The sequence below is a fragment of the Methylobacterium sp. D53M genome, from assembly GCF_053345625.1.
The window spans coordinates 68,129-91,348 of the sequence record NZ_JBKFAL010000006.1 but is presented as its reverse complement, the minus strand read 5'-3'; the positions used below and the strand labels follow the sequence as shown (position 1 = coordinate 91,348).

The window sequence follows — 23,220 nt, the reverse complement described above, 5'->3', positions numbered from 1 at the left end:
GTGACCGATCTGTCCCTCGTCATCCGGCCGGAGCGGCCGGAGGATGCCCCCGCCATCGAGCGCCTCCACGCCCGGGCCTTCGGGCCCGGCCGCTTCGCCCGCACCGCCTACCGCCTCCGCGAGGGCGCGGCCGAGCGGATCGACCTCGGCATCACCGCCTCGGTCGGCAGCTTCCTCGTCGGCTCGGTCCGGATGGGGCCGGTGCGGACCGGGGCGACGCCCTTCGTGATGCTCGGCCCCCTGGCGGTCGATCCGAGCTTCGAGGGTCGCGGCATCGGCGGCACCCTGACCCGCGCGGCGATCGAGGGGGCGCGGCGGGCGGGCGAGGGTCTGGTGATCCTCGTCGGCGACGCGCCCTACTACGCCCGTTTCGGGTTCACGCCGGTTCCGCCCGGGCGCCTGACCCTGCCGGGGCCGGTCGACCCGGCGCGCCTGCTGTGGCTGGAACTGGCCGAGAAGTTCCGTGCGGGCGTGTCGGGCCCGATCGAGGCGGTCAGGACCTGAAACGGGGCCCGACGGGCGTGCCTCAGCTCTCTGACGGTGATTTCGATCCGCACCGGGCTGGTCTTCTGCATGCGCGTGAATGGCTCAGCTCAACCCACACGCAGCCGCCGTCATTGCGAGCGGAGCGAAGCAATCCAGTCGCGCCACACTTACGGAGGGCACGCTGACCCTGGGTCGCTTCGCTGCGCTCGCGATGACGGAGGGGGCCGACGGGTCCGCCGAGCAGAGAGCGCCGCCAGGGCCGGCGCTCGACCGTTCGAAACCCCGCTCAGGCCCGCCGGAGCGCCAGCGCGGCGATCAGCCCGGCCGCGAGCAGCGCCAGCGCCACCGGCGTCGCCGAGGTCGCCGGCCACGCCGAGGCGGCGGCCGTGAACAGCGCCCCGAACGTCATCTGGGTGAAGCCGTAGAGGCTGGAGGCCGACCCGGCGGCGTGCGGGTCGACGTTCATCAGCCCCGCCACCGCGTTGGGGCTGAGCAGACCGACGCCCACCGCGTAGACGAAGAGCGGCACGATCAGGCTGACCACGCCGAGCATGCCGGTGCGGTCCACGACCAGCAGCGACAGCGCCGCCCCGATGCAGAGGAGATTGCCGCTCCGCGCCGCCTTGCGGATCGGCACCCGGGCGGCGAGCCGGCTCGCCAGGACGGCGCCGCCGACCATGCCGAACACGACGATCAGGCAGTCGAAGCCCACCTCCTGCGAGGAGCGCCCGAGCCGGTCCACGAGGAGGAACGGCGCCACCGCCAGGAACGCGTACAGGCTGGTGCCGCCGCAGGCCCCCGCCACCAGATAGGCCCGGAACACCGGGACCCGCACCAGCCGCAGGTAGCCGGACAGGACGGCGACAAAGCCCGGCAGCGCCACCTTGTGGCGGTTGGTCTCGGGCAGGGTGAAGACCACGAGCGCACCCAGCACGGCGACGAGGCCGGCCAGCACCACGAACACCGCGCGCCAGCCGAAGGCCTCGTTCACCACGCCGCCGATCGCCGGGGCCAGCGCGGGCGTGAGCGTCATCGCGGTGGTGAGGATCGCGAGCTTCCGGGCGGCGTCCTCGCGGGTCGAGACGTCGCGGACCATCGCCCGGCCGATCACCAGCGAGCCGCAGGCGCCGAGGGACTGCAGGACGCGGGCGACGAGCAGGACCCCGATATTCGGCGCGGGGATCGCGAGCAACAGGCCGGCGAGGTAGAGGCCGAGTCCCCCGATCAGGATCGGGCGCCGCCCGTACCGATCCGAGAGCGGCCCGTAGAGGAGCTGACCGCCCGCGAGCCCGATCAGGTAGACGGTGATCGTCAGCTGCGCGCCGGCGGCGTTGGTGCCGAGGTCGACGGCCGCCGCCGCCAGCGCCGGCACGAAGATGTGCAGCGCCACCGTTCCGGTCATGGTCACGGCGACGAGGAGCGGCAGGGGGGCCCGGCGCTCCGGCACGGCGGGACGTCGATCAGTCAAGGGGCCCTACGCGGTTCTCGATCCGGCCGGATGCCGGGGCGCAGCCCCCTTAGAGCAAGGGCCACGCCCGGAGCCATGCCGGCGGAACGCGCCAGGCACGCGAGGGGCGGGACCGTGCCCGGCCCCGCACCCGGCCGTGCCGCCTACTCCTTCGGCAGCGGCTGCGGGGTCGGCAGCGGCGCGTTCAGATCCTTGGTCGGGCCGCCGACCTCCAGATCCTTCGCCCGCTCGACGGCCTCGGGATTGGCCTTCGCGGCCGGCTCCTTGGCGGCCGGCGCCGTCGGCGCGGTCGGCTCGGCGGGGATCAGGCTCGAGGGCTGGCCCTGCTGGTCGCTATCGTGGGCGCTGGCCGGGGGAGCCGGCGCGTTGCGGTCGCTCGACTCGCCGGTCGTGCGCGGGCTGCCGGGCGACTTCGCCTCGACCGGCTTGGCGGTGCCGGTATCGGCGGGCTTGGCCGGGCTGTCCTTACCCTCGGACGCCTTGTTGGCGGCGGGCTTGTCGGCGGACGGCTTGTCGGCGGCGGGCTTGTCCTCGGGCTTGGCCGCGGCGGGCGCGGCCGCCGGCGCGGCGTCGGTCTTCTCGACGGCCGGCAGCGGCTTCGGCGATTCGGCGAGCGTCCGCAGGTAGGCGATGACGTTGGCCCGCTCCTGCGGCGCCGCGATGCCCGCGTAGGCCATCTTGGTGCCCTTCACGTAGGCCTTCGGGTTCGTCAGGAACTCGTCGAGGTCGGCGTAGGTCCAGGTGCCGCCCTTCTCCTTCATGGCCGCCGAGTAGTCGAAGCCCGCATGCGCGCCCTTCGGCCGCTCGACGATGCCGTACAGGTCGGGGCCGACCTTGTTCGGGCCGCCCTTCTCGAAGCTGTGGCAGGCGTGACAGGCCTTGGTGCCGGCCTCGCCCTTCTCGGCATTGGCGCTGGCGAGGCGGACGGCGATCGGCTCGACCTTGGCCTCGGGCGCCGCCGCGGCGGTCTCGGGCTGCGGCTCGGGCAGGTCGTAGCCGGCATTGCCCGCCGGCTTCGGGTGGTAGATCAATTCGGCGACGAAACCCGATCCGGCCGCGAACAGAAGGGCGCCGAGGACCGCACCCAGGACCTTGTTCACCTCGAACGAGTTCATGCTCTTCTCGCAACTCGGCCGTGCCGAACGCGCGCCTGACACGGGCGAGCGGGCTCGGACACCGGACATTGGAAGATTTCGAGGTTGCCTTAGCGGTTCCGGGCGGCTCCTGACAATGCCGCAGGGGCGTTCCGCGTCGCTCCGGCGCAGGATTGTTCCACCGAATTGTCCAGCTTGTCACCGGGTGGCACCTTTTCTCCACCGCGGCCCGGCCCGTTTCCGCAGGCCCGTTCCCGGGGGACGACAACCGGGGGCCGGCCTGTTAAGCAGCCGGCCGCCTCCCGTCGCGGCCGCTCGATCCGCGCATCCGGATCCGAATCTCGATGTCCGATCCCCTTGTCCTGATCCCGGCGCGCCTCGCCGCGACCCGCCTGCCGAACAAGCCGCTGGCCGACATCGCCGGCGAGGCCATGATCGTCCACGTTTGGCGCCGCGCCGTCGAGGCCGGGATCGGCCCGGTGGTGGTCGCCACCGACACGGCGGAGATCGCCCGCACGGTCGAGGCCGCGGGCGGCCTCGCGGTGATGACCCGGGCCGACCACCCGTCGGGCTCCGATCGCCTCGCCGAGGCCCTGGAGATCGTCGATCCGGAAGGCCGCCACGACGTGGTCGTCAACGTGCAGGGCGACCTGCCGACCATCGACCCGGCGATCATCGGCGCCTCCGTCGCGCCGCTCGCCGACCGCACCGTCGACATCGTCACCCTCTGCGCGCCGATCACCGATCCGCACGAGGCCGACAACCCCAACGTGGTCAAGCTCGTCGGCCACGCGGTCGGTCCCGGGCGCCTGCGCGCCCTCTACTTCACCCGCGCCCGCGCGCCCTGGGGCGACGGGCCCCTCTGGCACCATATCGGCCTGTACGCCTACCGGCGCACGGCGCTCAGCCGGTTCGTGGCCCTGCCGCCCGGCGAGCTGGAGGTGCGGGAGAAGCTGGAGCAGTTGCGGGCCCTCGAGGCCGGCATGCGCATCGATGCCGCCATCGTCGACGACCTGCCGCTGGGCGTCGACACCCCCGCCGACCTGGAACGGGCCCGCGCCCTGCTGCAGGGCCGGCGCCTGAACTGACCGACGAACGAATCCGCGCCGCCATGACCGACCGCACCATCGCCTACCAGGGTGAGCCCGGGGCCAACTCGCACATCATCTGCGCGGAGGCCTATCCGGACTGGACGCCGCTGCCCTGCCCGACCTTCGAGGACGCCTTCGCGGCGGTGACGGAGGGGCGCGCGCAGCGGGCGATGATCCCGATCGAGAACTCGATCGCGGGCCGCGTCGCCGACATCCACCACCTGATCCCGATCTCGCCGCTGCACATCGTGGCCGAGCACTTCCTGCCGATCCACTTCCAGCTGATGGTCCTGCCGGGCACGAAGCTCGAGGCGCTGAGGAGCGTCCACAGCCACGTCCACGCGCTGGGCCAGTGCCGCCGCATCATCCGCCGGCTGGGCCTGAAGGCCGTGGTCGCCGGCGACACCGCCGGGGCGGCCCGCGAGATCGCCGAGATCGGCGATCCGAGCCGGGCGGCCCTGGCGCCCGCGCTCGCCGCCGAGGTCTACGGCCTCGACATGCTGGAGCGCGACGTCGAGGACGAGGCGCACAACACCACCCGGTTCGTGGTGTTCTCCCCCGAGCCCGAGCCGGTCGCCCAGGGCGCCGAGCCCTGCGTGACGAGCTTCGTGTTCCGCGTCCGCAACATCCCGGCCGCCCTCTACAAGGCGCTCGGCGGCTTCGCGACCAACGGCGTCAACATGTCGAAGCTCGAGAGCTACATGGTCGACGGCGAGTTCACCGCCACGCAGTTCTACGCCGAGGTCGACGGCCATCCGGAGGATACGGGCCTCCGCCGCGCGCTGGACGAGCTCGGCTTCTTCTCGCGCGAGCTGCGGGTGATCGGGACCTACCCGGCCCACCCGTTCCGCGAGGCGGCGCGGCCGCCCGCGGAGTGATCCTCACTCCCGCCGCAGGATGCGGTCGGCGGCCAGATCCGACCAGAAGCCCGGCCGGAAATCCCGCTTGAGCGCCTCGGGATCGTAGACGGTCTCGACCCAGGTCAGGAAGTCGAGGCCCTGCGCCTCGCCCTCGACGCGGTAGCGGGCGAAGAACGCGTCGAGGATCCCGGTCTTGGCGAAGCGGAGATGGCCGTAGCGGGCGGAGAGCTGCCGGGCGGCCTCGGCCACCGGGCGGCCCTCGTGCAGGATCAGGTACAGGGCCGAGGCGAGGCCGGCCCGGTCGGCGCCGGACTTGCAGTGCATCACGGCCGGGTACTCGATGCCGGCGAAGAACGCCTTGGCGCCGAGGATGGTGGCGCGGTCCGGCGCCTCCCGCGAGCGGAGCACGAACTCGACGAGCTTGAGGCCGTGGCGCTCGCAGGCCTCGCGCTGCAGCGGCCAGGACCCGTGCTCGCGCCCGCCGCGCAGGGAGATGATCGTCCGCACGCCCTCGGCCCGGAAGCGGGCGAGCTGGTGGGGACCGGGCTGGGCCGAGCGCCAGACGGCGCCGGTGCCGACCCGGTGCCGGTTGAGGTAGGCGAGCCGGAACACGCCGTGGTCCATCAGCAGCATGCTGGCCCAGGCCATCAGCCGGTCGCCGGGGCCGGCGATCGGCCGCTCGAAGCGGGCGATCCGGGCCATGCGGCGCGCGTAGCGCGTCTCGGGCTTGAGGAAGCGGTTGAACAAGGCCGGGCTGCCGAGGGAACGAGCCCGGGCTCTACCAGCCACCCGGCGGCCCGGCAATTCGCGGGCCCGGCACTGGACCGGCACGCGGTCGACCACACACCGACGCGATCCGGCGCCGTTCTTGCCTTCACTCCGCCCGGATCGGCATCGAACCTGCGCGGACCGCGCGAGTTATCCGCCGGTCGGACGATGGGAGGCCCGAGGCCCATGAGCACGCGCACCACGAGCATCCGCCGGGCCCGCGAGGCCGACCTCGGCGGCTTGTCCAAGGTGTTCGACGCGTCGTGGCGCGAGGCCTATCGCGGCATCATCCCGGGCGTCGCCCTGGAGCGGCTGATCTCGACCCGGGACCGGGCGTGGTGGCGGGGCGCCCTGCGCCGCGGCCGGCCGATCGCGGTGGTCGAGACGGGCGAGCTCGTCGTCGGCTACGCGGCCTACGGGCGGACGCGCAGCCGGTCCCTCGGCACCGAGGCGGAGATCGACGAACTCTACCTGCTGCCGGAGTACCAGGGCGTCGGCCTGGGCCGGCGCCTGTTCCGGGCGGTGCGCAACGACCTCGCGGATCACGGCCTCGCGCGGCTCGGCGTGTGGAGCCTGGAGGACAACGCCCGCGCCAGCGCCTTCTACGAGGGGCTCGGCGGCGTCGCCGGCCCGCGGGTGCTGGACCGCGTGGCGGGCCTCCCGCTCCCGAAGGTCGGGTTTCTCTTCGGCTAACGTTTTCCAGCGCTCGTTGCCGGGCCGTACCATCGACTGATTTGCTTTGCCAGGCGGCGCCTCTAAGAGATCCGGGAAGCGGACGAGACCGCATTCCGGAAGCGACAGGCCATGAAGATCGACGCCATCCCGCTCGGCAAGAAGCCGCCGCACGACGTCAACGTGATCGTCGAGGTGCCGCTCGGCGGCGAGCCGATCAAGTACGAGATGGACAAGGAATCCGGCGCTCTGGTCGTCGACCGGTTCCTGTACACGCCGATGTTCTACCCGGGCAATTACGGCTTCATCCCCCACACGCTGTCGGGCGACGGGGACCCCTGCGACGTGCTGGTGGCCAACACCCGCGCGGTGCTGCCGGGCGCGATCATCAGCGCGCGTCCCGTGGGCGTGATGGTGATGCAGGACGAGGGCGGCGAGGACGAGAAGATCATCGCGGTGCCCTCGCGCCACCTGACCAAGCGCTACGACCGGGTCGAGAACTACACCGACCTGCCCGACATCACGATCCAGCAGATCCAGCACTTCTTCGAGCACTACAAGGATCTGGAGCCCGGCAAGTGGGTCAAGTTCGTCCGCTGGGGCGACAAGGAGGAGGCCCACCGGCTGATCGAGGAAGCGATCGAGCGCGGCAAGGCCAAGAAGTAAGGGTGTTGCGGCCGCTCCTCCGGGGAGCGGCCCGTACCCGTCAGCCGTCGATGCGGCGCAGCCCGGCCCGGTAGCGCCGGGCATTCTCCACGTAGCGGAGGGCGGCCTGCCGCAGACCCTCGATCGCGGCCTCGTCGAGGGTGCGCACGGCCTTGGCCGGCGCCCCGACGATCAGGCTGTGATCCGGGAACTCCTTGCCCTCGGTGACCAGCGCGTTGGCGCCAACGAGGCAGCCGCGGCCGATCCGGGCCCCGTTCAGAACCGTCGCACCCATGCCGACGAGGCTGCCGTCCCCGATGGTGCAGCCGTGCACGATCGCGCCGTGCCCGATCGTGACGTCGGTCCCGATCACGAGGGGGAAGCCGGGATCGACGTGCATGATCACGCCTTCCTGGACGTTGGTGCGGTCGCCGATGCGGATCGGCTCATTGTCGCCGCGCAGGGCCGCGCCGAACCAGATGCCGACATCGAGGCCGAGATGCACCCGGCCGATCACCTGCGCGTCGGGCGCGATCCAGACCCGGGCCGGGTCGGCGAGGTCGGGGACGTGCTCGTCGAGGGCGTAGAGCGGCATGGCGGCCTTTCACGGAGGAGCGGTGGTATCGGCCGCGCGGCGCGGCCGGGATCGCGACAGATGACGCGCGGCACGTGTCGCGGGAATGGTACGGCGCGTCCAGGCTGCCAATGCTAGGCTGGCTCGGCAAGCGGTCGTGACCCGGATCGGAGACAGAGATGGCACGCCTCCCGGCCCTCATCGGTCTGACGCTTCTCCTGCTGACGCAGGGGGCCGGGGCCGCGGACCTGCGGGGGCCGGCGGCGCCGGGCCGGTTCCGGGCGACGTGCGAGGATCTCGGGACCTTCTGCTTCGCCGACGCCTGCGGCGGCGATCAGATCGCGGCGGCCGAGGGCTGCCGGGCGCGCTGCCCGAGCGCGTCGATCGTCGAGGTCGTCCCGGCCGCCTGCCCGCTGCCGGACGGTCGGTCCGTGCCGATCCTCCGGCACCGCGGCTGAGAATCGGCCGCGATCGAGGGCCGGGAGAAATATCGGACGTCCGCGGCAACGAAACGCGGCACGCGGCATTGACCGTTTCGAACACGCGAACAACGGAGACGCGGACAGATGCTCGCGAACGCGCGCGATGCCCGCCGGCGCACGAAGCTGACCAGCGATCTCCGTCCGCCCGAAGCGGGAGCGAACGCCGATCCCGTCCTGTACGGCGTGGCCGCGGGTCTGGCGGCCCTGTTCCCGCCCGTGATGCTGCGCTCGGAGGCCGCGCTCGAGACGCACCGCGCCTCCGAGACCTCGCGGGCGCCGGACGCGACCGGCACCCGCTGAGGCTAGGACCGGTCGGCGCAGGCTCCCCTCAGGCCGCGAGCCGGACGAGGAGGAGGAGGGTCGCCAGGAGCGGCGCCGCCGCGGCGAGCCAGAGGGCGCCCGGATGGAAGCCCTCGGGTCCCGAGAAGCGCGCGGTCCGCGTCACCGCGGGACGCAGAGGATCCCCGCGTCCGATCCCGATCCCGACTGGCATCCGCGCACTCCTCGATACAGGAGGAGTGAGCGCCGACGTCCCTCAAGAGCGTCTGAATCGGCGGCCGTCGTCGTTCGGCGTGGTGAACCGGCCCTTAAAGGGCCCGGTCGAACTTCAGCTCGCCGTTCGGGCTCTTCAGAACGAGCTGCGAGCCGACCATGTCCCACGCGGCCGAGGTGCGCAGGGCGATGAAGAACGCCTGCTCGGCGGCCGCGAGGCCCTTGTCGCAGCTCTTCTTGGTGAGCGCGAGCGGGCCGACGGCGATGTGCTGCTCCTTGAGCGGGAAGGCGGTCGCCGCGAAGGTGTTGCAGCCGCCGTAGCCGCGCGCGCGGTACTGCTTGTCGATGATGAAGCTCGGCCGGTCGCCGCCCGTGAACGGCTTGCCGTTCAGGCTCACGGCGGTCCAGGTCGAGTCCAGCGGGAACATCTTCTCGCTGGCCTTGGTCCCCGGCACGTACTGGGGCTTTTTCTCCTCCTCGCCGCCCGGCCGGCGGTTGCCCCGGCCGAAGCCCGTGGGCGAGCCGCCCATCTGCGCCTGCGCCTGCGTCGCCGCGGTCAGGTCCATGGCCAGCACGGCACAGGCCAAGCTCGCGATCAGCACCCCTCTCATCGTCCAGTCCCCATGTCGCGCGCGCCGCGCGCAGGTCATCCCGGTCCGGAAGCGCCGCGCGGGCCGCGCGGTCCGGCCCCTCGCGTGGGCCGCTCCGAATCCTTGCGCCTTGCCGGATGCGACAGGATTTCAGCACAATTATGGTCGCGCTCGGCCGAAGACCGCCCGGAAACGATCCGGGACCGCGATCGTTGTTGATCAGTGCGAAGCAGGAGGATCACCTTGGCAGGATCGGACGAGGGCGCGCAGAGCGGGACCCGGGCGCTCGCCATGACCCCGGCGCAGTCGCGGGCGGCCCGCGGGCTGCTCGGCTGGTCGGAGGCCGATCTCGCCGGCAAGGTCGGCCTGGACGAGCGATTCGTGCGGGATTTCGAGGGCGGCTACAGCGACGCGCCCAGCGGCCAGGTCGAGGCCCTGCGCAGCGCCCTCAGCGCCGCCGGGGCGGTCTTCCGCGACGCGCCGACGCCCGGCGTCCATCTCGCGGCGGGCCGGGGCGTCGACGAGGGCACCCGCGCCGACGCGCTCACCACCGAGAACGATCGCTGACACCCGCCGGCCGGCCCGAACGCGCCGCTCATGGCGCGTTCATGCGCCGCGCCTGACAACCCGGGACGCCACAACCCGCGCACCGTCCGTGGAGCGTCCCGTGATCGATCCCGTCAGCAGCCCGTCGCGGTGCGACCGGCGCTTCCTCTTGGCCTCCGACCTCTCGGCCTCTGACCGGATCGGAGGCCGCTGATGCGCGCCGACGCCTTCCTCGCCGCCGCCGACGCGCTGCCCGTGGCGAGCCTCGACGCCCTCCTGGGCAGCCGGGGGCTCGTGGTGGTCGCGCCCCATCCCGACGACGAGAGCCTCGGATGCGGCGGGCTGATCGCCGCCGCCCGGGCGTCGGGACGGCCCGTGCATCTCGTCGTGGTCAGCGACGGCTGCGGGTCGCACACGCATTCCCGTCTCTACCCGCCCGAGAAACTGCGCGCCCTGCGCGAGGCGGAGACCCGGCGGGCCGTGGCGGTCCTCGGCCTCGGGCCCGAGGCCGTCACCTTCCTGCGCCTCCCGGACGCGCACGTCCCGAGCGACGGCCCCGAAGCCGAGGCCGCCGCGTCCGCGGTCGCCCGCGCGGCCGCGGCGATCGGGGCCGGCGCGGTCTTCGTCACGTGGCGCCACGATCCCCACTGCGACCACAAGGCGGCCGCGGCGCTCGTCGCCCTCGCGCGGCCGCAGATGCCGGGGGTCCGCGTCTACGAGTACCCCGTCTGGGGCTGGACCCTGCCGCCCGAGACCGAGGTCGGGCCGAGCCCCGCCGGCCTGCGCCTCGACGTCTCCGCCTATCGCGAGACCAAGGCGCGCGCCGTCGCCGCCCACGAATCGCAGACCACCGACCTGATCGCGGACGATCCCCAGGGCTTCCGGCTCGAGCCCGCCATGATCGACCGGCTCTGCGGTCCCTACGAGCGCTTCGTCGCGGTCCCCGCATGAGCCGCCGGACGCAGACCCTGCCGGAAGACTACTTCCTCGGCATGTACGCCAGCGACCCGGATCCCTGGCGCTTCACCTCGTCGTCCTACGAGCGCGACAAGTACGCGGCGACGCTGGCGGCCCTGCCGCGGGCGCGCTACCGGGCCGCGTTCGAGCCGGCCTGCTCCATCGGCGTCTTCACCCACGCCCTGTCCGAGCGCTGCGAGCGTCTGCTCGCTACGGATCTGGTCCCGGCCGCCCTGGAGGACGCCCGGGCGCGCTGCGCGGATCGCCCCCACGTCGAGATCCGGCAGGGCACGATGCCGGCGGACTGGCCCGAGGAGCGGTTCGACCTGATCGTCCTCTCCGAGTTCCTGTACTTCCTGGCCCCGGAGGATTTCGCCGCGCTCGTGCGCCGGGCCGGCGCGACGATTGCGCCCGGCGGCGACATCGTGCTGGTGCACTGGCTGGGCGAGACCGACTACCCGCTCTCGGGTGACGGCGCCGCCGAGGGCTTCATCCGGCTGTCGGCGCCCTTCGCACAGGTCCTGAGTCAGGCGCGGACGGACAAGTACCGCATCGACGTCCTGCGCGCCGGAACCGCCCCGTGAGCGTCGCGGTCATCACCCTCAACAAGGGCCGGCGCGCGCACCTGACCCGTCTGCTCGAAGGCCTCGGCCGCGGCGACCCGCCCGACCGCTGCGTCGTCGTCGAGATCGGCGACGACGCGGCGCCCTACCCGGCCCTGCCCTTCTCGGTGGAGCGCGTGCCGTTCCCGCGTGCCGGCCTGCCGCTCGCCGCGGCGCGCAATGCCGGGCGCCGGGCCGCCGGTGCCGACACGCTGATCTTCCTCGACGTGGACTGCATCCCCTCGGCGGAGCTCGTCGCGGGCCTGTCGCGGGCGGTGGCCGAGCGGGACGGCCTGATCTGCTGCGAGATCGGCTACCTGCCGGCCGGCGCGGTCGTGGACGGGTGGCGCGAGACGGATCTGGCGCGTCTCAGCGCGCCGCACCCGGTGCGGGCCTTCCCGCCCGCCGGCACGGTGGCGCCGGCCCCGCAGCCCGGCCTGTTCTGGTCCCTCGCCTTCGCGGTGCGGGCCGCGACCTACGACCGCCTCGGCGGCTTCGACGAGACCTTCTCGGGCTACGGCGCGGAGGACACCGACCTCGCCTTCCGGGCCGAGCGGGCCGGCGTGCCGATCCTGTTCCTCGGCGGCCCCCGGGCCTACCACCAGCATCATCCGGGCTACGACCCGCCGCTTCAGCATTTCCGCGACATCGTCGCCAACGCGGCGCGCTTCCACGACCGGCACGGGATCTGGCCGATGGACGGCTGGCTCGACGGGTTCGCCCGGCTCGGGCTGATCGCGGCGGACCGCTCCACCGGGATCGTGGTTCACCGGGACCCGACGCCGGGCGAGATGGCAGCGGCGCGGCTGCCCGACGATCGGCCGTTCTGACGGGACTTCGGGCCACGCGGCGCCGCCGTCCTCGCGAGCGCAGCGAGGCAACCCGGCAGGCGACACGCATGTCGCCGTAGCCGCGACCCTGGATTGCTTCGCTGCGCTCGCAAGGACGAGACGTTCCTCGCAGTGCGGAGGGCGGATCCCGGCCAGGGGGCCGGGATCCGCCCGCGCCGGAGCGGTCTTCAGCCCTTCATGGCGTTCGCCTTCTCGATCAGCGCCTCGGCCATGCGGATCGAGGCGATGTCGATGAGGCGGCCGTCCAGGGAGACGGCGCCGCGGCCGGCCTTGGCGGCCTCTTCCATGGCCTCGAGGATGCGGCGCGCCTTGGTGACCTCGGCCTCCGACGGGGTGAACACCTCGTTGGCGAGCTCGATCTGGCTCGGGTGGATCGCCCACTTGCCCTCGAAGCCGAGAGCGGCGCAGCGGCGGGCCGCCGAGCGGTAGCCGTCCGGATCCGAGAAGTCGCCGAACGGTCCGTCGATCGGGCGCAGGCCGTAGGCGCGGCAGGCCACCAGCATGCGGTTCTGGGCGAACAGCCACGGATCCTGCCAGTGGGTCTGGCGGTTGCCGGACTCGTCCTTGTCGGTCAGCACCGAGAAGTCGGGGTTCACGCCGCCGATGACGGTGGAGCGGGCGCGGGTCGAGGCGGCGTAGTCGGCGACGCCGAACGACATCGCCTCCAGGCGCTTCGACGACTGGGCGATCGCCTCGACGTTGGCCATGCCGAGGGCCGTCTCGATCAGCACCTCGAAGCCGATCTGCTTCTCGCGCTTCTTGGCCTGCTCGATCTGCGTGACCAGCACGTCGATGGCGTAGACGTCGGCCGGCACGCCGACCTTGGGGATCAGCACCATGTCGAGCCGCGGGCAGGCTTCGACGATGTCTACCACGTCGCGGTACATGTAGTGGGTGTCGAGACCGTTGATGCGGATCATCATGGTCTTGTTGCCCCAATCCAGGTCGTTCAGCGCCTGGATGATGTTGGTGCGGGCCTTCTCCTTGTCGTCCGGGGCGACCGCGTCCTCGAGATCGAGGAAGATCACGTCCGCCGCCGAGGAGGCCGACTTCTCCATGAAGGTCGGGTTGGAGCCGGGCACGGCGAGTTCGGAGCGGTGCAGGCGCGGCTTGGCCTGCTGGATCAGGGTGAAGCTCATCTTGGGTTCTCTCTCCTGGTGACGGTTCTGGTGCCGTTGCGGGATGCGGTCCCGTTCATCGGCGGCAAATGGCGCGCGCGTGGATCGCTGACAGGGCGCGGCTGCACGAATGGACCGGGTCCCCGGTACGGGATCGCGGCACGGGTCCCGTCTCCCGCGCGGGAGAGGGAGCCCGCTGGACCCTCCCCTATCCGGTCGCCCCGAAGCCGACCGCGATGCAGTTGATGGACAGGAGCAGGGCCGACTTCACCGCCTCGCGCCGGTCCTCGTCGGTCTCGGCGCGATAGCGGGCGAGCAGCTCGACCTGCTCGCGGCTGACCTGGTTGATCGTCGGGAGCCGGCCCTTCAGGCGGTCCCGGAACAGGGGGAAGCGCTCGGCCAGCTCCGTGCCGCCGCTCACCCGCAGCACCATCTCGCGGGTGAGCGCGTACTCGGCCTCGATCATCGAGAAGATCCGGTCCCGCACGCCCGCGTCCTGGACGAGGCCCGCGTAGGCGCGGGCGATGTCGAGATCGACCATCATCAGCGTCTTCTCGACCTCGTCGAGGACGAGGCGGAGGATGCGGGACTCGTTGAACAGCCGCTTGAGGGTCGCCTCGCCGTCGCGGCCGCGCACGTCGATGAAGCTCGCCAGCCCCGAGCCGACGCCGTACCAGCCGGTGATCACGTGCCGGTTCTGCGACCACGCGAACACCCAGGGGATCGCGCGGAGGTCCGAGAGCGCGCGCGCGCCGAAGCGGCGGGCCGGACGCGAGCCGATGTTGAGAAGGGAGATCTCGTCCAGCGGGCTCGCCGCCTGGAAGTAATCGACCAAGCCGTCGGTCTGGAGCAGCTGGACGTAGGCCGCCCGCGAGGCCCCGGCGAGCGCCTCGAGGGCGTCGTCGTGGCCGGGGCCCGCCCGCTCGCCGTCGCCGGCGAGCGCGTGCTCGAACACCGAGGCCGCCAGCAGCTCCATCTGGTAGGCGGCCGTGCCGCGGTTGGCGTACTTGAACGAGACGACCTCGCCCTGCTCGGTGGTCCGGAACCGGCCGCGGATGGAGCCCGGCGGCTGGGCCATGATGCCCTTCTGGGTCGGCACGCCGCCGCGGCTCACCGAGCCGCCGCGCCCGTGGAAGAAGGCGATCCCGACGCCGAGCTCCTCGCCGAGCCGGGTCAGCTTGCTCTGCGCCTTGTAGAGCTCCCAGTTGGCGGCGACGAAGCCGCCGTCCTTGTTGGAGTCGGAGTAGCCGATCATCACCTCCTGCACGCCGCCCTGCCAGCGGGTGGAGCGGCGGACCACCGGCACGTTGAGCAGCGCCCGCATGATCGCCGGGGCGGCGCGCAGGTCGTCGATGGTCTCGAACAGGGGCACGATCGGCAGGGGGCAGATCTCCGTCCCGGCGGCGTCGAGGAACACCCCCGCCTCCTTGGCCAGCAGGTACGCGCCGAGCACGTCCTCCACCGAGCGGGTCATCGACAGCACGAAGGCGCCGAACGCCTCGCGATCGAGGGCCTCGCGCATCTCGGCGACGAGGGCGAAGGTGGCCAGCGTCTCGCGGGCGGCGTCGGGCAGGTCCTCGAAGGACCGCTCGGGATCGCGCGGCCGGGCGAGCTCCGTGTCGAGCCACTGGCGCCACGCGGCCGAGCCGAGGGCCGGCGGCTCGCCGTCGCCGTGGCGCTGGCGCCAGAGGGCGTGGAGCGTGTCGGTGGTCCGGGTGGTGTTCTCGCGCAGGTCGAGGCGGACCGTCGAGAAGCGGAAGATCTCGACCATGCGCCGGACCGGACGCACGAGGTCCCGCGCCAGTGCCCCGCACTTGGCCTCGGTCAGGCCGCGCTCCAGGGTGCGCAGGTCCTCGATCAGCCCGTCCGCGCTCGCGTAGTCGGGGCCGGACGGGTGCTCGCCCTCGTTGCGGGCGATCGTCGCCTCGATCTTGCGCAGGACGCAGGAGAGGTACTGGCGATAGGGCTCGCCCGGGTTGCGCCGGGTGATGGCGCGGGCCTGGCCGCTCTCGGCGAGATTCCGGTCGAGCTCCGCGCGGAAGCTCTCGGGCAGCGGCAGCGAGCGCTCGGTGAGCGAGAGGGTCCGCCCCAGCTCGCGGACGCCGTCGCGGTAGCGCGTGAGCGAGGCGAGCGCGTTCCGGTGCAGAGTCTGCCGGGTGACGGCCGCCGTGACGTAGGGATTGCCGTCCCGGTCGCCGCCGATCCAGGAGCCGAACTGGAAGAACGGCGGCACCCTGAACTCCGTGCCCGGATAGGTCTCGGCCAGCGCCTCGTGGAGGGTCTCCAGGGTCTCGGGCAGCATCTCGAACAGGGTCTCGTCGAAGAAGTGCAGCCCCCAGGCCACCTCGCGCTCGACGGTGGCCTTCTCCAGGTGCAGCTCGCCGGTCATCCAGACCAGTTCGATCTGGTCGCGCAGCTCGTTCATGAGCCCGTTGCGCTCACGGTCGGTCCAGCGCGGCATCTCCAGCTCGCGCAGGACGAGGTAGATCCGGCGGAACTTCTCCAGCACCGTCACCCGCTTGCCCTCGGTCGGGTGGGCGGTGAGCGTCGGGCGGATGCGCAGGTCGCTCAGCAGCGCCTGGATCTTCTCCGGCGGCACCCCCTGCTTGCGCGCGTCGGAAAAAACCTTGGCGAAGGAGCCGCCGAGCGCGGCCCGCCCCTCCGTGCGCTCCACGTGCCGGCGTCGGCGCATCGCGGCGTTCTGCTCGGCGATGGAGATCAGCTGGAACCAGATGCCCTGCACCTGCAGCGCGCGCGCCAGCATCTGCGGCGAGAAACGCGAGATGTCGGCCGTCCCGTGCAGGACCGCCTCGAGGTCGGGGTCGTGCCGGCGGGCGACGTCGAGCAGCGCCTGGAACAGGATGTCCAGCGCCTGCTCCGACGACGTGCCGACGATCACCGGCGGCGCGAAGGCCGTGGCATCGACGAGACCGGGGGTTGCGTGAAGGGTGCGGGTCATGGAGCCACCTCGTGGCGCACGGTCTTTCTCGAGGATGTTCAGCGCGATGCGCCGTCACCTCCGCGAGGGAGGCGCGCATCGGCCGGTGCCCAGCGCGACGCGCGCCCTCTCCCGCTCGGGAGAGAGGACCCGCGCCGCGTTCCGGGACGTAAGGCGGCCCGGCCGCGCTACGCGGCCCGGGCCAGCACGTCGGCCACCGTCTGCCCGAAGGAGCCCGGATCCGGCGCCACCGTCAGCCCGTAGGAGCGCATGATCTCGGCCTTCTCGGCGGCGCTGTCGCCGGCCGCCGAGATGATCGCGCCGGCATGGCCCATGCGGCGACCCTTCGGGGCGGTCAGCCCGGCCACGAAGCCGATCACCGGCTTCGACATGTTCTCGCGGATCCAGGCCGAGGCCTCGGCCTCCTGCGGGCCGCCGATCTCGCCGATCATCAGGACCGCGTCGGTGTCCGGGTCGGTCTCGAACAGGGCGAGGTGGTCGAGGAAGGACGAGCCATTGATCGGGTCGCCGCCGATGCCCACCGAGGTCGAGATCCCGAGCCCGAGTTCCTTGAGTTGCGAGGCGGCCTCGTAGCCCAGCGTCCCGGAGCGGGAGATCACCCCGACATTGCCCGGAAGGTAGATGTGGCCGGGCATGATGCCGAGCATCGCCTTGCCGGGCGAGATGATGCCGGCGCAGTTCGGGCCGACCACCATGGTCCGCTTCTCTTTCGGGTAGCGGTACAGGTAGCGCTTCACCCGCATCATGTCCTGGGCCGGGATGCCGTCGGTGATCGAGCAGACCAGCCGCAGGCCGGCATCGGCCGCCTCCATGATGGCGTCCGCCGCGAAGGGGGGCGCCACGAAGGTGATCGACGTGGTGGCGCCGGTCGCCGCCACCGCCTCCTTGACGGTGTTGAACACCGGCAGGCCGAGATGGGTGCGCCCGCCCTTGCCCGGGGTGACGCCGCCGACGACGTTCGTGCCGTAATCCAGCATCTCCTTGGCGTGGAAGGTGCCCTTGTCGCCCGTGATGCCCTGGACGATGATCGGGGTGGTCTCGTCGATGAGGATGCTCATGGCGCGGTCTCCCCTCTCAGTGCTGCGTCTTGGCGGCGGAGCAGGCGTCGACCGCCTTCTTGGCCGCCTCAGCCAGCGTGTCGGCGGTGATGAGATCGAGGCCGCTCTCGGCCAGGATCTTCTTGCCGGCCTCGACGTTCGTGCCGGCGAGCCGGACCACGAGCGGCACGTCGATCTTCACCTCGCGGGCGGCCTGGACGACGCCCTCGGCGACCCAGTCGCAGCGGTTGATGCCGGCGAAGATGTTGACCAGGATCGCCTTCACGTTGCGGTCCGAGAGCACGAGCCGGAAGGCCGTGGCGACCCGCTCCGGAGACGCGCCGCCGCCGACGTCCAGAAAGTTCGCCGGCTCGCCGCCCGCGTGCTTGATCATGTCCATGGTGGCCATGGCGAGGCCCGCGCCGTTGACGATGCAGCCGATCTCGCCCTCGAGGCCGATGTAGCTGAGGTTGTGCTCGGCGGCCTGCGCCTCGCGGGGATCGCCCTGGGACGGGTCGTGCATGTCGGCGATGCCCGGCCGGCGGAACATCGCGTTGTCGTCGAAGCTCATCTTGGCGTCGAGCGCCAGCACCCGGTCGTCCTTGGTCACGACGAGCGGGTTGATCTCCAGCATGGTGCCGTCGCAGTCGCGGAACGCCCGGTAGGCGTTCATGATCGTCTTCACCGCGGCCGAGACCTGCTTGATGTTGAGCCCGAGCTGGAAGGCGATCTCCCGCGCCTGGAACTGCTGCAGGCCGACCGCCGGCTCGACCACCACCTGGATGAGGGAGTCCGGCTCCTTGGCGGCGATCTCCTCGATGTCCATGCCGCCGCGCTGGCTGGCGATGACCCGCACGCGCTCGGCCTTCCGGTCCAGCACGTAGCCGAGGTAGAGCTCGCGCTCGAACGGGTCGGCGGTCTCGACGTAGACCCGCTGCACCGGCTTGCCCTCGGGGCCGGTCTGGTGCGTGACGAGGCGCTTGCCGAGGAGGTCCTTGGCGGCGTCGCGGACCTCGTTGTAGGTCCGGCACAGCTTGATGCCGCCGGCCTTGCCGCGGGCGCCGGCGTGGATCTGCGCCTTCACGGCCCAGAACGAGCCGCCGAGCTCGGTGGCCGCGTAGACCGCCTGGTCCGGGCTGAAGGCGATCGCGCCTTTCGGGACGGCCACGCCGAAGCTCGCGAGCAGCTCCTTGGCCTGATACTCGTGGACGTCCATTCGGCGCCTCCTCCGCGGTTCGTTGCCGCCGTTGACGCCCTCTACTTTAGTTGAGTCGAAAGATTACGCCCGTCAAATTTTTTAAGCTCCTGATTGACCGCGACTTTTTCGCGGTCGCAACACAGATCGTATTTCATATTGCAACGCAGCATACAGGAAAACAGCGAGGCCGGGAGCACGATGCACCCGGCCTCGACTGTTGAATCGCTACAAAGTACGTCGGAACGCTTCGTTCAGGACGCTCTGTCCGTCATCGCGAGCGCAGCGAAGCGACCCAGGGCAGCGCGACGCCTGCGAGGGTGGCGCCGACTGGATTGCTTCACTCGCTCGCAGAGACGGCGGCGTCGACGGCGCCGACCGGACACGCTGTGACGCGTGGTGGTGACCCAAGTCGCCGGTTCAGTTCACCTTGTCCTTGACGACCGCGTAGACCTTCTCGGTGAGTGCGCCGGCCTCGCCGAGCAGATCCTCCAGCTCCTTCAGCCGCTCCTCGGCGAACGCGCGGTCCTCGAGGCCCTTGGCGTTCACGTAGACGTTCAGCGCCGCGCTGCGCAGGCCGGCATAGGCGGAGAGCACCGCCACGCCGGCATCCGACACGACGTTGAGGTTGCCCTTGTCGGCGGTGATGGCCGCGAGGTCGATCACCGCGCGGCAGGCCCGGCAGCAGGCGAGCGGCACGTCGCAGGCGGTCTTGAGCGCCGCCTGGATCTTCTCGGCGCGGGCCGCCTTCTCGTCGTCGGTGGCCTTGGGCAGGCCGTAGGCGCCCATGACGGCGTCGAAGGCCTGGACGTCCTCGCCGATCATGCCGGTGAGCACGACCCGCAGGCCCTCGGACTTGGCCAGGACCTCCTTCAGCTCGGCCTCGACCTCGACGTACTTCTTCTTGCCGATGGTGAGGTTGCAGACCATCGACACCAGGGCCGCGCCCATGGCGCCGGAGATCGCCGCCGCGCCGCCGCCCCCGGGGGTGGGGGCAGCGCTCGCCAGCTCCGTCAGGAATTTCTCGATGCTGTCGGTCTCGGGGCGATGCGTCTCGGTCACCGGCGCCTCCTCAGGCCATCGTCTTGGCGAGGGCGTAGATCTCCTCGGCGTCGAGCACCTTGTCGGTGCTCTCGAAGAGCTGGCCGACGCAGGCCCGGTGCAGCTTGAGCTTCAGGCCGCCGATGCCCAGCGCCCCGAAGGCCTGCTTGCCGTTGCGCTCCTTGCCCTTGTCCATCACGTCGATGCCGCCGATGCCCGTCGGGGGCTGGGCGTTGTAGTCGGCGACGAACTCGATCGACGATTCCTGCGCCCAGGCGGCTTCCGGCAGCAGCTCGACGCCGATGGCGCCGGCCGTGAACACGAGGTTCGTGCCCTTCACCAGAGCGACGCGGGAGGCCTCGTCGGGGGTCGCGGCGGCCTTCACGTTGACCTTGAAGCGCGTGTTGATCTGGTCCGCGGCGGCCTGGGTCTTGTCGAGGGCGCGGCCCGCGATCGTCACCTCGGCGCCCTCGCCGGCGAGCAGAGCGGCCGAGCGCATGCCGACCGGACCGGTGCCCGCCAGCACGACGGCCTTCTTGCCCTGGAGCGAGCCGGCGGCCTTGGCCACCAGCGCGACGCCCGCGGCGGCAGTGGTGTTGGAGCCGTTGGAATCGAGCATCACCGAGACCCGGAACGGGCCGAAGAAGCGCTTCTTGACGGCGGTGAACAGCGCCTCGCCCGCCGCCATGCTGCCGCCGCCGACGAAGATCGCCGTCGACTTCTTCTCGGAGCCGCCGCGGGTGTAGATCGTGCCGTCGACCAGGGCGCCGACATTGTCGGGATTCACGCCGCCGTAGCCAGTGATGTGGTCGGCGCCGCCGTCGTAGCCAACGACCGTGTCGAACACGTTCGGCACGGCATCGGTGTCGAACAGGAACAGCAGCTTCTTCGTCATTTTCCTGGGACCTTTCCGTCGCGCCCGTGGGGCGCCGGCGCTGATGTTGGTTGGGTCGGTGCGTGGACGCATCCCCCTCTCCTCCCCCTTGCGGGGAGGAGCCGGAGGTGGGGGTTGGTGCAGAATTGAGCGGAGCAGTGCCTCCTGCACCACCCCCACCCCTGGCCCCTCCCCCCAAAGGGGAGGGGAACGCCCGTCGCAGATCTTGAGCTTAGGCTTCCACCACGTTCTGCGGCTTGCCCGCCACGAAGGCCTCGACGTTGTCGACGAGCTGATCGGCCAGGATCTGCATCGCCTCCTTGCTCGCCCAGGCGACGTGCGGCGTGACGATCAGGTTCGGCAGGTCGGCCTCGCACAGGATGTTGCCGTCCTTGGGCGGCTCCTGCGCCACCACGTCGAACCCGGCGCCCGCGATGGTGCCGTCCTTGAGCGCCTCGAGAAGGGCCGCCTCGTCCACGAGCCCGCCGCGGGCCGTGTTGATGAGGATGGCACTCTTCTTCATCTTCTTGAGCTCGGCGGCGCCGATCATCCCCTTGGTGTCGGGGGTCAGCGGCACGTGCAGCGTGATCACGTCGGACTGCGTCAGGATCGTCTCGAAATCGACCAGCCCGTCCTGCGGGAACACGTCGTAGGCGATGACCTTCATGCCCAGCGCCTCGGCGCGCTTGGCGATCGACTTGCCCAGCGCCCCGTAGCCGACGATGCCGAGCGTCGAGCCGGCGATGTCGTAGATCGGGTAGTCGAAGTAGCAGAACTGCTTGGACTTCGCCCAGTCGCCGCGCCGCACCGAGTTGGCGTAGGGCACGATCGCCCGGCGCAGGGCGAACATCAGCCCGACCACGTGCTCCGGCACGGTGTTGAACGCGTAGTTGCGGATGTTGACGACCGTGACCCCCTGGGCCTTGGCCTGGGCCTTGTCGACCACGTCGGTGCCGGTGGCGGCGACCGCGATCAGCCTCAGGTCGGGGAGCTGCTTCAGCGTCTCGGCCCGCATCGGGACCTTGTTGATCAGCGCGATCTCCGCGCCCTGGAGGCGGGAGACGATCTCCTCCGGCGTCCAGGTCGACTCGTGCTCGACGTATTCGTGGGGGAAATTGAACGGTCGGACCCTGGCATCGAGGGATTCACGATCCAGGAACACGATCTTCTTGGTCATAGGACCCCTCTCGTACGACGGGCGGTTTCCTCGATAGTCTTGTTCTTACTTGCGCGTCGGGGCGGGCCCGGCAACCCGGTCCCGCCCCGATCGCGGGCGCAAATCACGCCTTATGCAGCGGATTCTCGCGCAGGTAGCTGGAGGCGGCGGCGACGCCCGAGCCCGGCGTGACCTTGATGCCGCAATCGAGCATGGCCATCTCGGCGCCCGCGATGGCGCCCAGCAGCGACAGCTCGTTCAGGTCGCCCAGGTGGCCGATGCGGAACACCTTGCCGGCGACTTTCGACAGGCCGGCGCCGAGCGAGAGGTTGTAGCGCTCGTAGGCGTGGGTGATCACCTTGGCGGCGTCGGCGCCCTCCGGCACCACGATCGCCGTGACCGTGTCGGAGTTCCACTTCGGCTCCTTGGCGCAGGGCTTGAGGCCCCAGGCCGCGACCGCCTGGCGGGTCGCCTCGGCGAGGACGTGGTGGCGGTGGTAGACGTTCTCCAGCCCCTCCTCCTTCACGATCTCCAGGGCCTCGCGGAGGCCGTAGAGCAGCGGCAGGACGGGGGTGTAGGGGAAGTAGCCGGTGGCGTTGGCGGCCAGCTGGTCCTTCCAGGCGAAGTAGGCGTGGCCGAGCCGGTCGTTGCGGCCGGTGCCGCCCTCGGCGATCTTGAGCGCCTTCGGGCTGATGCAGATCAGGCCGAGGCCGGCCGGCAGCATGAAGCCCTTCTGCGAGCCCGCGATGGCGCAGTCGACGCCCCACTCGTCCATGTAGAACGGCAGCGAGCCGATCGACGAGATGCCGTCCACGAACAGCAGGGCCGGGTGGCCGGCGGCGTCGATCGCCTTGCGCACCGCGCCAATGTCGCTGGTGACGCCCGTGGCGGTCTCGTTGTGGACGACCATCACGGCCTTGATGGCGTGATCCTTGTCGGCGCGCAGCGCCTCCTCGATCTTCTGCGGATCGGCGCCGGCGCCCCACTCCTCGTCCTGGACGATCACGTCGAGGCCGAGGCGCTGGGCCATGTCGACCCAGAGGTGGCTGAACTGGCCGTAGCGGGCAGTGAGCACCTTGTCGCCGCGGCAGAGGGTGTTGGACAGGGCCGATTCCCAGATGCCGGTGCCCGAGGACGGGAACAGGATGACCGTCCCGTTGGTCGAGCCGAACACCATCTTGGAGTCCTGCAGGAGCGGCTTCACCAGCTCGGGGAAGCTCGGCGAGCGGTGATCCTCCGACGGCACGTGCATGGCGCGCAGGACGCGCTCCGGGATGTTGGTGGGGCCCGGGATGAAGAGGTGGTTGCGACCGGGGCGCCGGGTTGCGGCCATGATGTTTCCTCCGAAAAGTCCATTGCGCGCGGGCGTGAACCCGCGCCGGGTTGTCCAAGCGTCCTCAGGGAGTCGGTCCGGCGCCGTCGAGAGCGGCTCGCGCCGCACCCCCTCGAACGCCATCCTCTGCCGTGATCGGGGGGTCTCCGCGGAGCGGCAGGCGGCCTCACGCCGCTCGCGTCGCGGCGCGCCCCCGCGCGCCGGTCGCCTCCGAATTGCCGTCCCGTCCAACGGCTCCAGGGCCGTCCTCGCCGCCTTCCTGTCAAGGTCCGGCCGTGCTCGTGCCGAGCGGCCGGTTCTTGGTATTATGAGGCGGTGAAGCTCGAAAG

25 protein-coding genes are annotated in these 23,220 nt (G+C 71.4%); 11 read left to right on the top strand and 14 right to left on the bottom strand.

What is annotated here, in order from left to right:
* Nucleotides 1-504, top strand: a complete 504-nt coding sequence (locus ACLBYG_RS12205) for a GNAT family N-acetyltransferase (protein WP_447681619.1) — start codon at nucleotides 1-3, stop codon at nucleotides 502-504.
* Nucleotides 505-772: 268 nt separating this feature from the next.
* Here ACLBYG_RS12205 and ACLBYG_RS12200 read toward each other — a convergent pair whose 3' ends face one another.
* Entirely contained in the window at nucleotides 773-1,933 is a 1,161-nt protein-coding gene (locus ACLBYG_RS12200; protein ID WP_447681697.1) for a multidrug effflux MFS transporter, read from the bottom strand.
* 164 nt (nucleotides 1,934-2,097) lie between these two features.
* Complete coding sequence (locus ACLBYG_RS12195) at nucleotides 2,098-3,069, bottom strand: c-type cytochrome (RefSeq protein ID WP_091926163.1); 972 nt, start codon at nucleotides 3,067-3,069, stop codon at nucleotides 2,098-2,100.
* Nucleotides 3,070-3,392: 323 nt separating this feature from the next.
* Here ACLBYG_RS12195 and ACLBYG_RS12190 point away from each other — a divergent pair, with 323 nt between their 5' ends.
* Together ACLBYG_RS12190 and ACLBYG_RS12185 are read left to right on the top strand one after the other, a co-directional pair.
* Entirely contained in the window at nucleotides 3,393-4,136 is a 744-nt protein-coding gene (locus ACLBYG_RS12190; protein ID WP_020092638.1) for a 3-deoxy-manno-octulosonate cytidylyltransferase, read from the top strand.
* Nucleotides 4,137-4,159: 23 nt separating this feature from the next.
* On the top strand, nucleotides 4,160-5,017 hold the full coding sequence (locus tag ACLBYG_RS12185; RefSeq protein WP_447681618.1) for a prephenate dehydratase: 858 nt from the start codon (nucleotides 4,160-4,162) through the stop codon (nucleotides 5,015-5,017).
* 3 nt (nucleotides 5,018-5,020) lie between these two features.
* On the opposite strand, the gene ACLBYG_RS12180 is transcribed toward ACLBYG_RS12185, so the two are convergent.
* The gene (locus ACLBYG_RS12180) at nucleotides 5,021-5,746 is read right to left on the bottom strand and encodes a tyrosine-protein phosphatase (RefSeq protein WP_020092640.1); all 726 of its coding nucleotides are present in this window, start codon (nucleotides 5,744-5,746) and stop codon (nucleotides 5,021-5,023) included.
* Between the two features lie 207 nt (nucleotides 5,747-5,953).
* Between ACLBYG_RS12180 and ACLBYG_RS12175 the strand changes: the two genes are divergently transcribed.
* A complete protein-coding gene (locus ACLBYG_RS12175; RefSeq protein WP_056525909.1) occupies nucleotides 5,954-6,460 on the top strand; it encodes a GNAT family N-acetyltransferase in 507 nt (168 codons plus the stop codon).
* 111 nt (nucleotides 6,461-6,571) lie between these two features.
* Nucleotides 6,572-7,105 (top strand): inorganic diphosphatase, encoded by a 534-nt coding sequence (ppa, locus tag ACLBYG_RS12170; RefSeq protein WP_020092642.1) that lies wholly within the window; start codon nucleotides 6,572-6,574, stop codon nucleotides 7,103-7,105.
* A gap of 40 nt (nucleotides 7,106-7,145) precedes the next feature.
* On the opposite strand, the gene ACLBYG_RS12165 is transcribed toward ppa, so the two are convergent.
* Nucleotides 7,146-7,679, bottom strand: coding sequence for a gamma carbonic anhydrase family protein (locus ACLBYG_RS12165; RefSeq protein ID WP_020092643.1), 534 nt, complete (start codon nucleotides 7,677-7,679; stop codon nucleotides 7,146-7,148).
* Nucleotides 7,680-7,837: 158 nt separating this feature from the next.
* On the opposite strand from ACLBYG_RS12165, the gene ACLBYG_RS12160 reads away from it, so the two are divergent.
* Complete coding sequence (locus ACLBYG_RS12160) at nucleotides 7,838-8,116, top strand: hypothetical protein (protein ID WP_447681617.1); 279 nt, start codon at nucleotides 7,838-7,840, stop codon at nucleotides 8,114-8,116.
* A 108-nt stretch (nucleotides 8,117-8,224) separates the two neighbouring features.
* Nucleotides 8,225-8,440 (top strand): hypothetical protein, encoded by a 216-nt coding sequence (locus ACLBYG_RS12155; RefSeq protein WP_447681616.1) that lies wholly within the window; start codon nucleotides 8,225-8,227, stop codon nucleotides 8,438-8,440.
* Between the two features lie 28 nt (nucleotides 8,441-8,468).
* Here ACLBYG_RS12155 and ACLBYG_RS12150 read toward each other — a convergent pair whose 3' ends face one another.
* Together ACLBYG_RS12150 and ACLBYG_RS12145 are read right to left on the bottom strand one after the other, a co-directional pair.
* The gene (locus ACLBYG_RS12150) at nucleotides 8,469-8,633 is read right to left on the bottom strand and encodes a hypothetical protein (protein WP_170862923.1); all 165 of its coding nucleotides are present in this window, start codon (nucleotides 8,631-8,633) and stop codon (nucleotides 8,469-8,471) included.
* 94 nt (nucleotides 8,634-8,727) lie between these two features.
* On the bottom strand, nucleotides 8,728-9,243 hold the full coding sequence (locus ACLBYG_RS12145) for an META domain-containing protein (protein ID WP_056525903.1): 516 nt from the start codon (nucleotides 9,241-9,243) through the stop codon (nucleotides 8,728-8,730).
* Nucleotides 9,244-9,465: 222 nt separating this feature from the next.
* Between ACLBYG_RS12145 and ACLBYG_RS12140 the strand changes: the two genes are divergently transcribed.
* The 4 genes from ACLBYG_RS12140 (at nucleotide 9,466) to ACLBYG_RS12125 (ending at nucleotide 12,157) form a co-directional block, all read left to right on the top strand.
* Nucleotides 9,466-9,789, top strand: coding sequence for an XRE family transcriptional regulator (locus tag ACLBYG_RS12140; RefSeq protein ID WP_020092648.1), 324 nt, complete (start codon nucleotides 9,466-9,468; stop codon nucleotides 9,787-9,789).
* A 192-nt stretch (nucleotides 9,790-9,981) separates the two neighbouring features.
* The gene (locus ACLBYG_RS12135; protein WP_447681615.1) at nucleotides 9,982-10,719 is read left to right on the top strand and encodes a PIG-L deacetylase family protein; all 738 of its coding nucleotides are present in this window, start codon (nucleotides 9,982-9,984) and stop codon (nucleotides 10,717-10,719) included.
* The gene (locus ACLBYG_RS12130; protein ID WP_056525897.1) at nucleotides 10,716-11,309 is read left to right on the top strand and encodes an SAM-dependent methyltransferase; all 594 of its coding nucleotides are present in this window, start codon (nucleotides 10,716-10,718) and stop codon (nucleotides 11,307-11,309) included. Before ACLBYG_RS12135 ends, ACLBYG_RS12130 begins: the two co-directional genes overlap by 4 nt.
* A complete protein-coding gene (locus tag ACLBYG_RS12125) occupies nucleotides 11,306-12,157 on the top strand; it encodes a glycosyltransferase family 2 protein (protein WP_447681614.1) in 852 nt (283 codons plus the stop codon). Before ACLBYG_RS12130 ends, ACLBYG_RS12125 begins: the two co-directional genes overlap by 4 nt.
* Before the next feature lie 188 nt (nucleotides 12,158-12,345).
* Here ACLBYG_RS12125 and ACLBYG_RS12120 read toward each other — a convergent pair whose 3' ends face one another.
* From ACLBYG_RS12120 to ACLBYG_RS12085, 8 genes are all read right to left on the bottom strand, one after another.
* Nucleotides 12,346-13,317, bottom strand: a complete 972-nt coding sequence (locus ACLBYG_RS12120) for an HpcH/HpaI aldolase/citrate lyase family protein (RefSeq protein WP_447681613.1) — start codon at nucleotides 13,315-13,317, stop codon at nucleotides 12,346-12,348.
* 187 nt (nucleotides 13,318-13,504) lie between these two features.
* The gene (locus tag ACLBYG_RS12115; protein ID WP_447681612.1) at nucleotides 13,505-16,255 is read right to left on the bottom strand and encodes a phosphoenolpyruvate carboxylase; all 2,751 of its coding nucleotides are present in this window, start codon (nucleotides 16,253-16,255) and stop codon (nucleotides 13,505-13,507) included.
* A 167-nt stretch (nucleotides 16,256-16,422) separates the two neighbouring features.
* Nucleotides 16,423-17,313: a succinate--CoA ligase subunit alpha gene (gene sucD / locus ACLBYG_RS12110; protein WP_010687110.1), complete on the bottom strand. Its 891-nt coding sequence runs from the start codon at nucleotides 17,311-17,313 to the stop codon at nucleotides 16,423-16,425.
* Between the two features lie 16 nt (nucleotides 17,314-17,329).
* On the bottom strand, nucleotides 17,330-18,508 hold the full coding sequence (locus ACLBYG_RS12105) for a malate--CoA ligase subunit beta (protein WP_020092653.1): 1,179 nt from the start codon (nucleotides 18,506-18,508) through the stop codon (nucleotides 17,330-17,332).
* 399 nt (nucleotides 18,509-18,907) lie between these two features.
* Nucleotides 18,908-19,549 carry a methenyltetrahydrofolate cyclohydrolase gene (gene fchA / locus ACLBYG_RS12100; RefSeq protein WP_100251382.1) on the bottom strand — a complete coding sequence of 214 codons (642 nt, stop codon included), beginning with the start codon at nucleotides 19,547-19,549 and terminating at the stop codon, nucleotides 18,908-18,910.
* A gap of 10 nt (nucleotides 19,550-19,559) precedes the next feature.
* Entirely contained in the window at nucleotides 19,560-20,423 is an 864-nt protein-coding gene (locus tag ACLBYG_RS12095) for an NADP-dependent methylenetetrahydromethanopterin/methylenetetrahydrofolate dehydrogenase (protein ID WP_042673897.1), read from the bottom strand.
* A gap of 211 nt (nucleotides 20,424-20,634) precedes the next feature.
* Nucleotides 20,635-21,579 carry a D-2-hydroxyacid dehydrogenase gene (locus ACLBYG_RS12090; RefSeq protein ID WP_447681611.1) on the bottom strand — a complete coding sequence of 315 codons (945 nt, stop codon included), beginning with the start codon at nucleotides 21,577-21,579 and terminating at the stop codon, nucleotides 20,635-20,637.
* Between the two features lie 103 nt (nucleotides 21,580-21,682).
* On the bottom strand, nucleotides 21,683-22,891 hold the full coding sequence (locus ACLBYG_RS12085; RefSeq protein ID WP_447681610.1) for an aminotransferase class V-fold PLP-dependent enzyme: 1,209 nt from the start codon (nucleotides 22,889-22,891) through the stop codon (nucleotides 21,683-21,685).
* Nucleotides 22,892-23,220 lie beyond the last annotated feature (329 nt).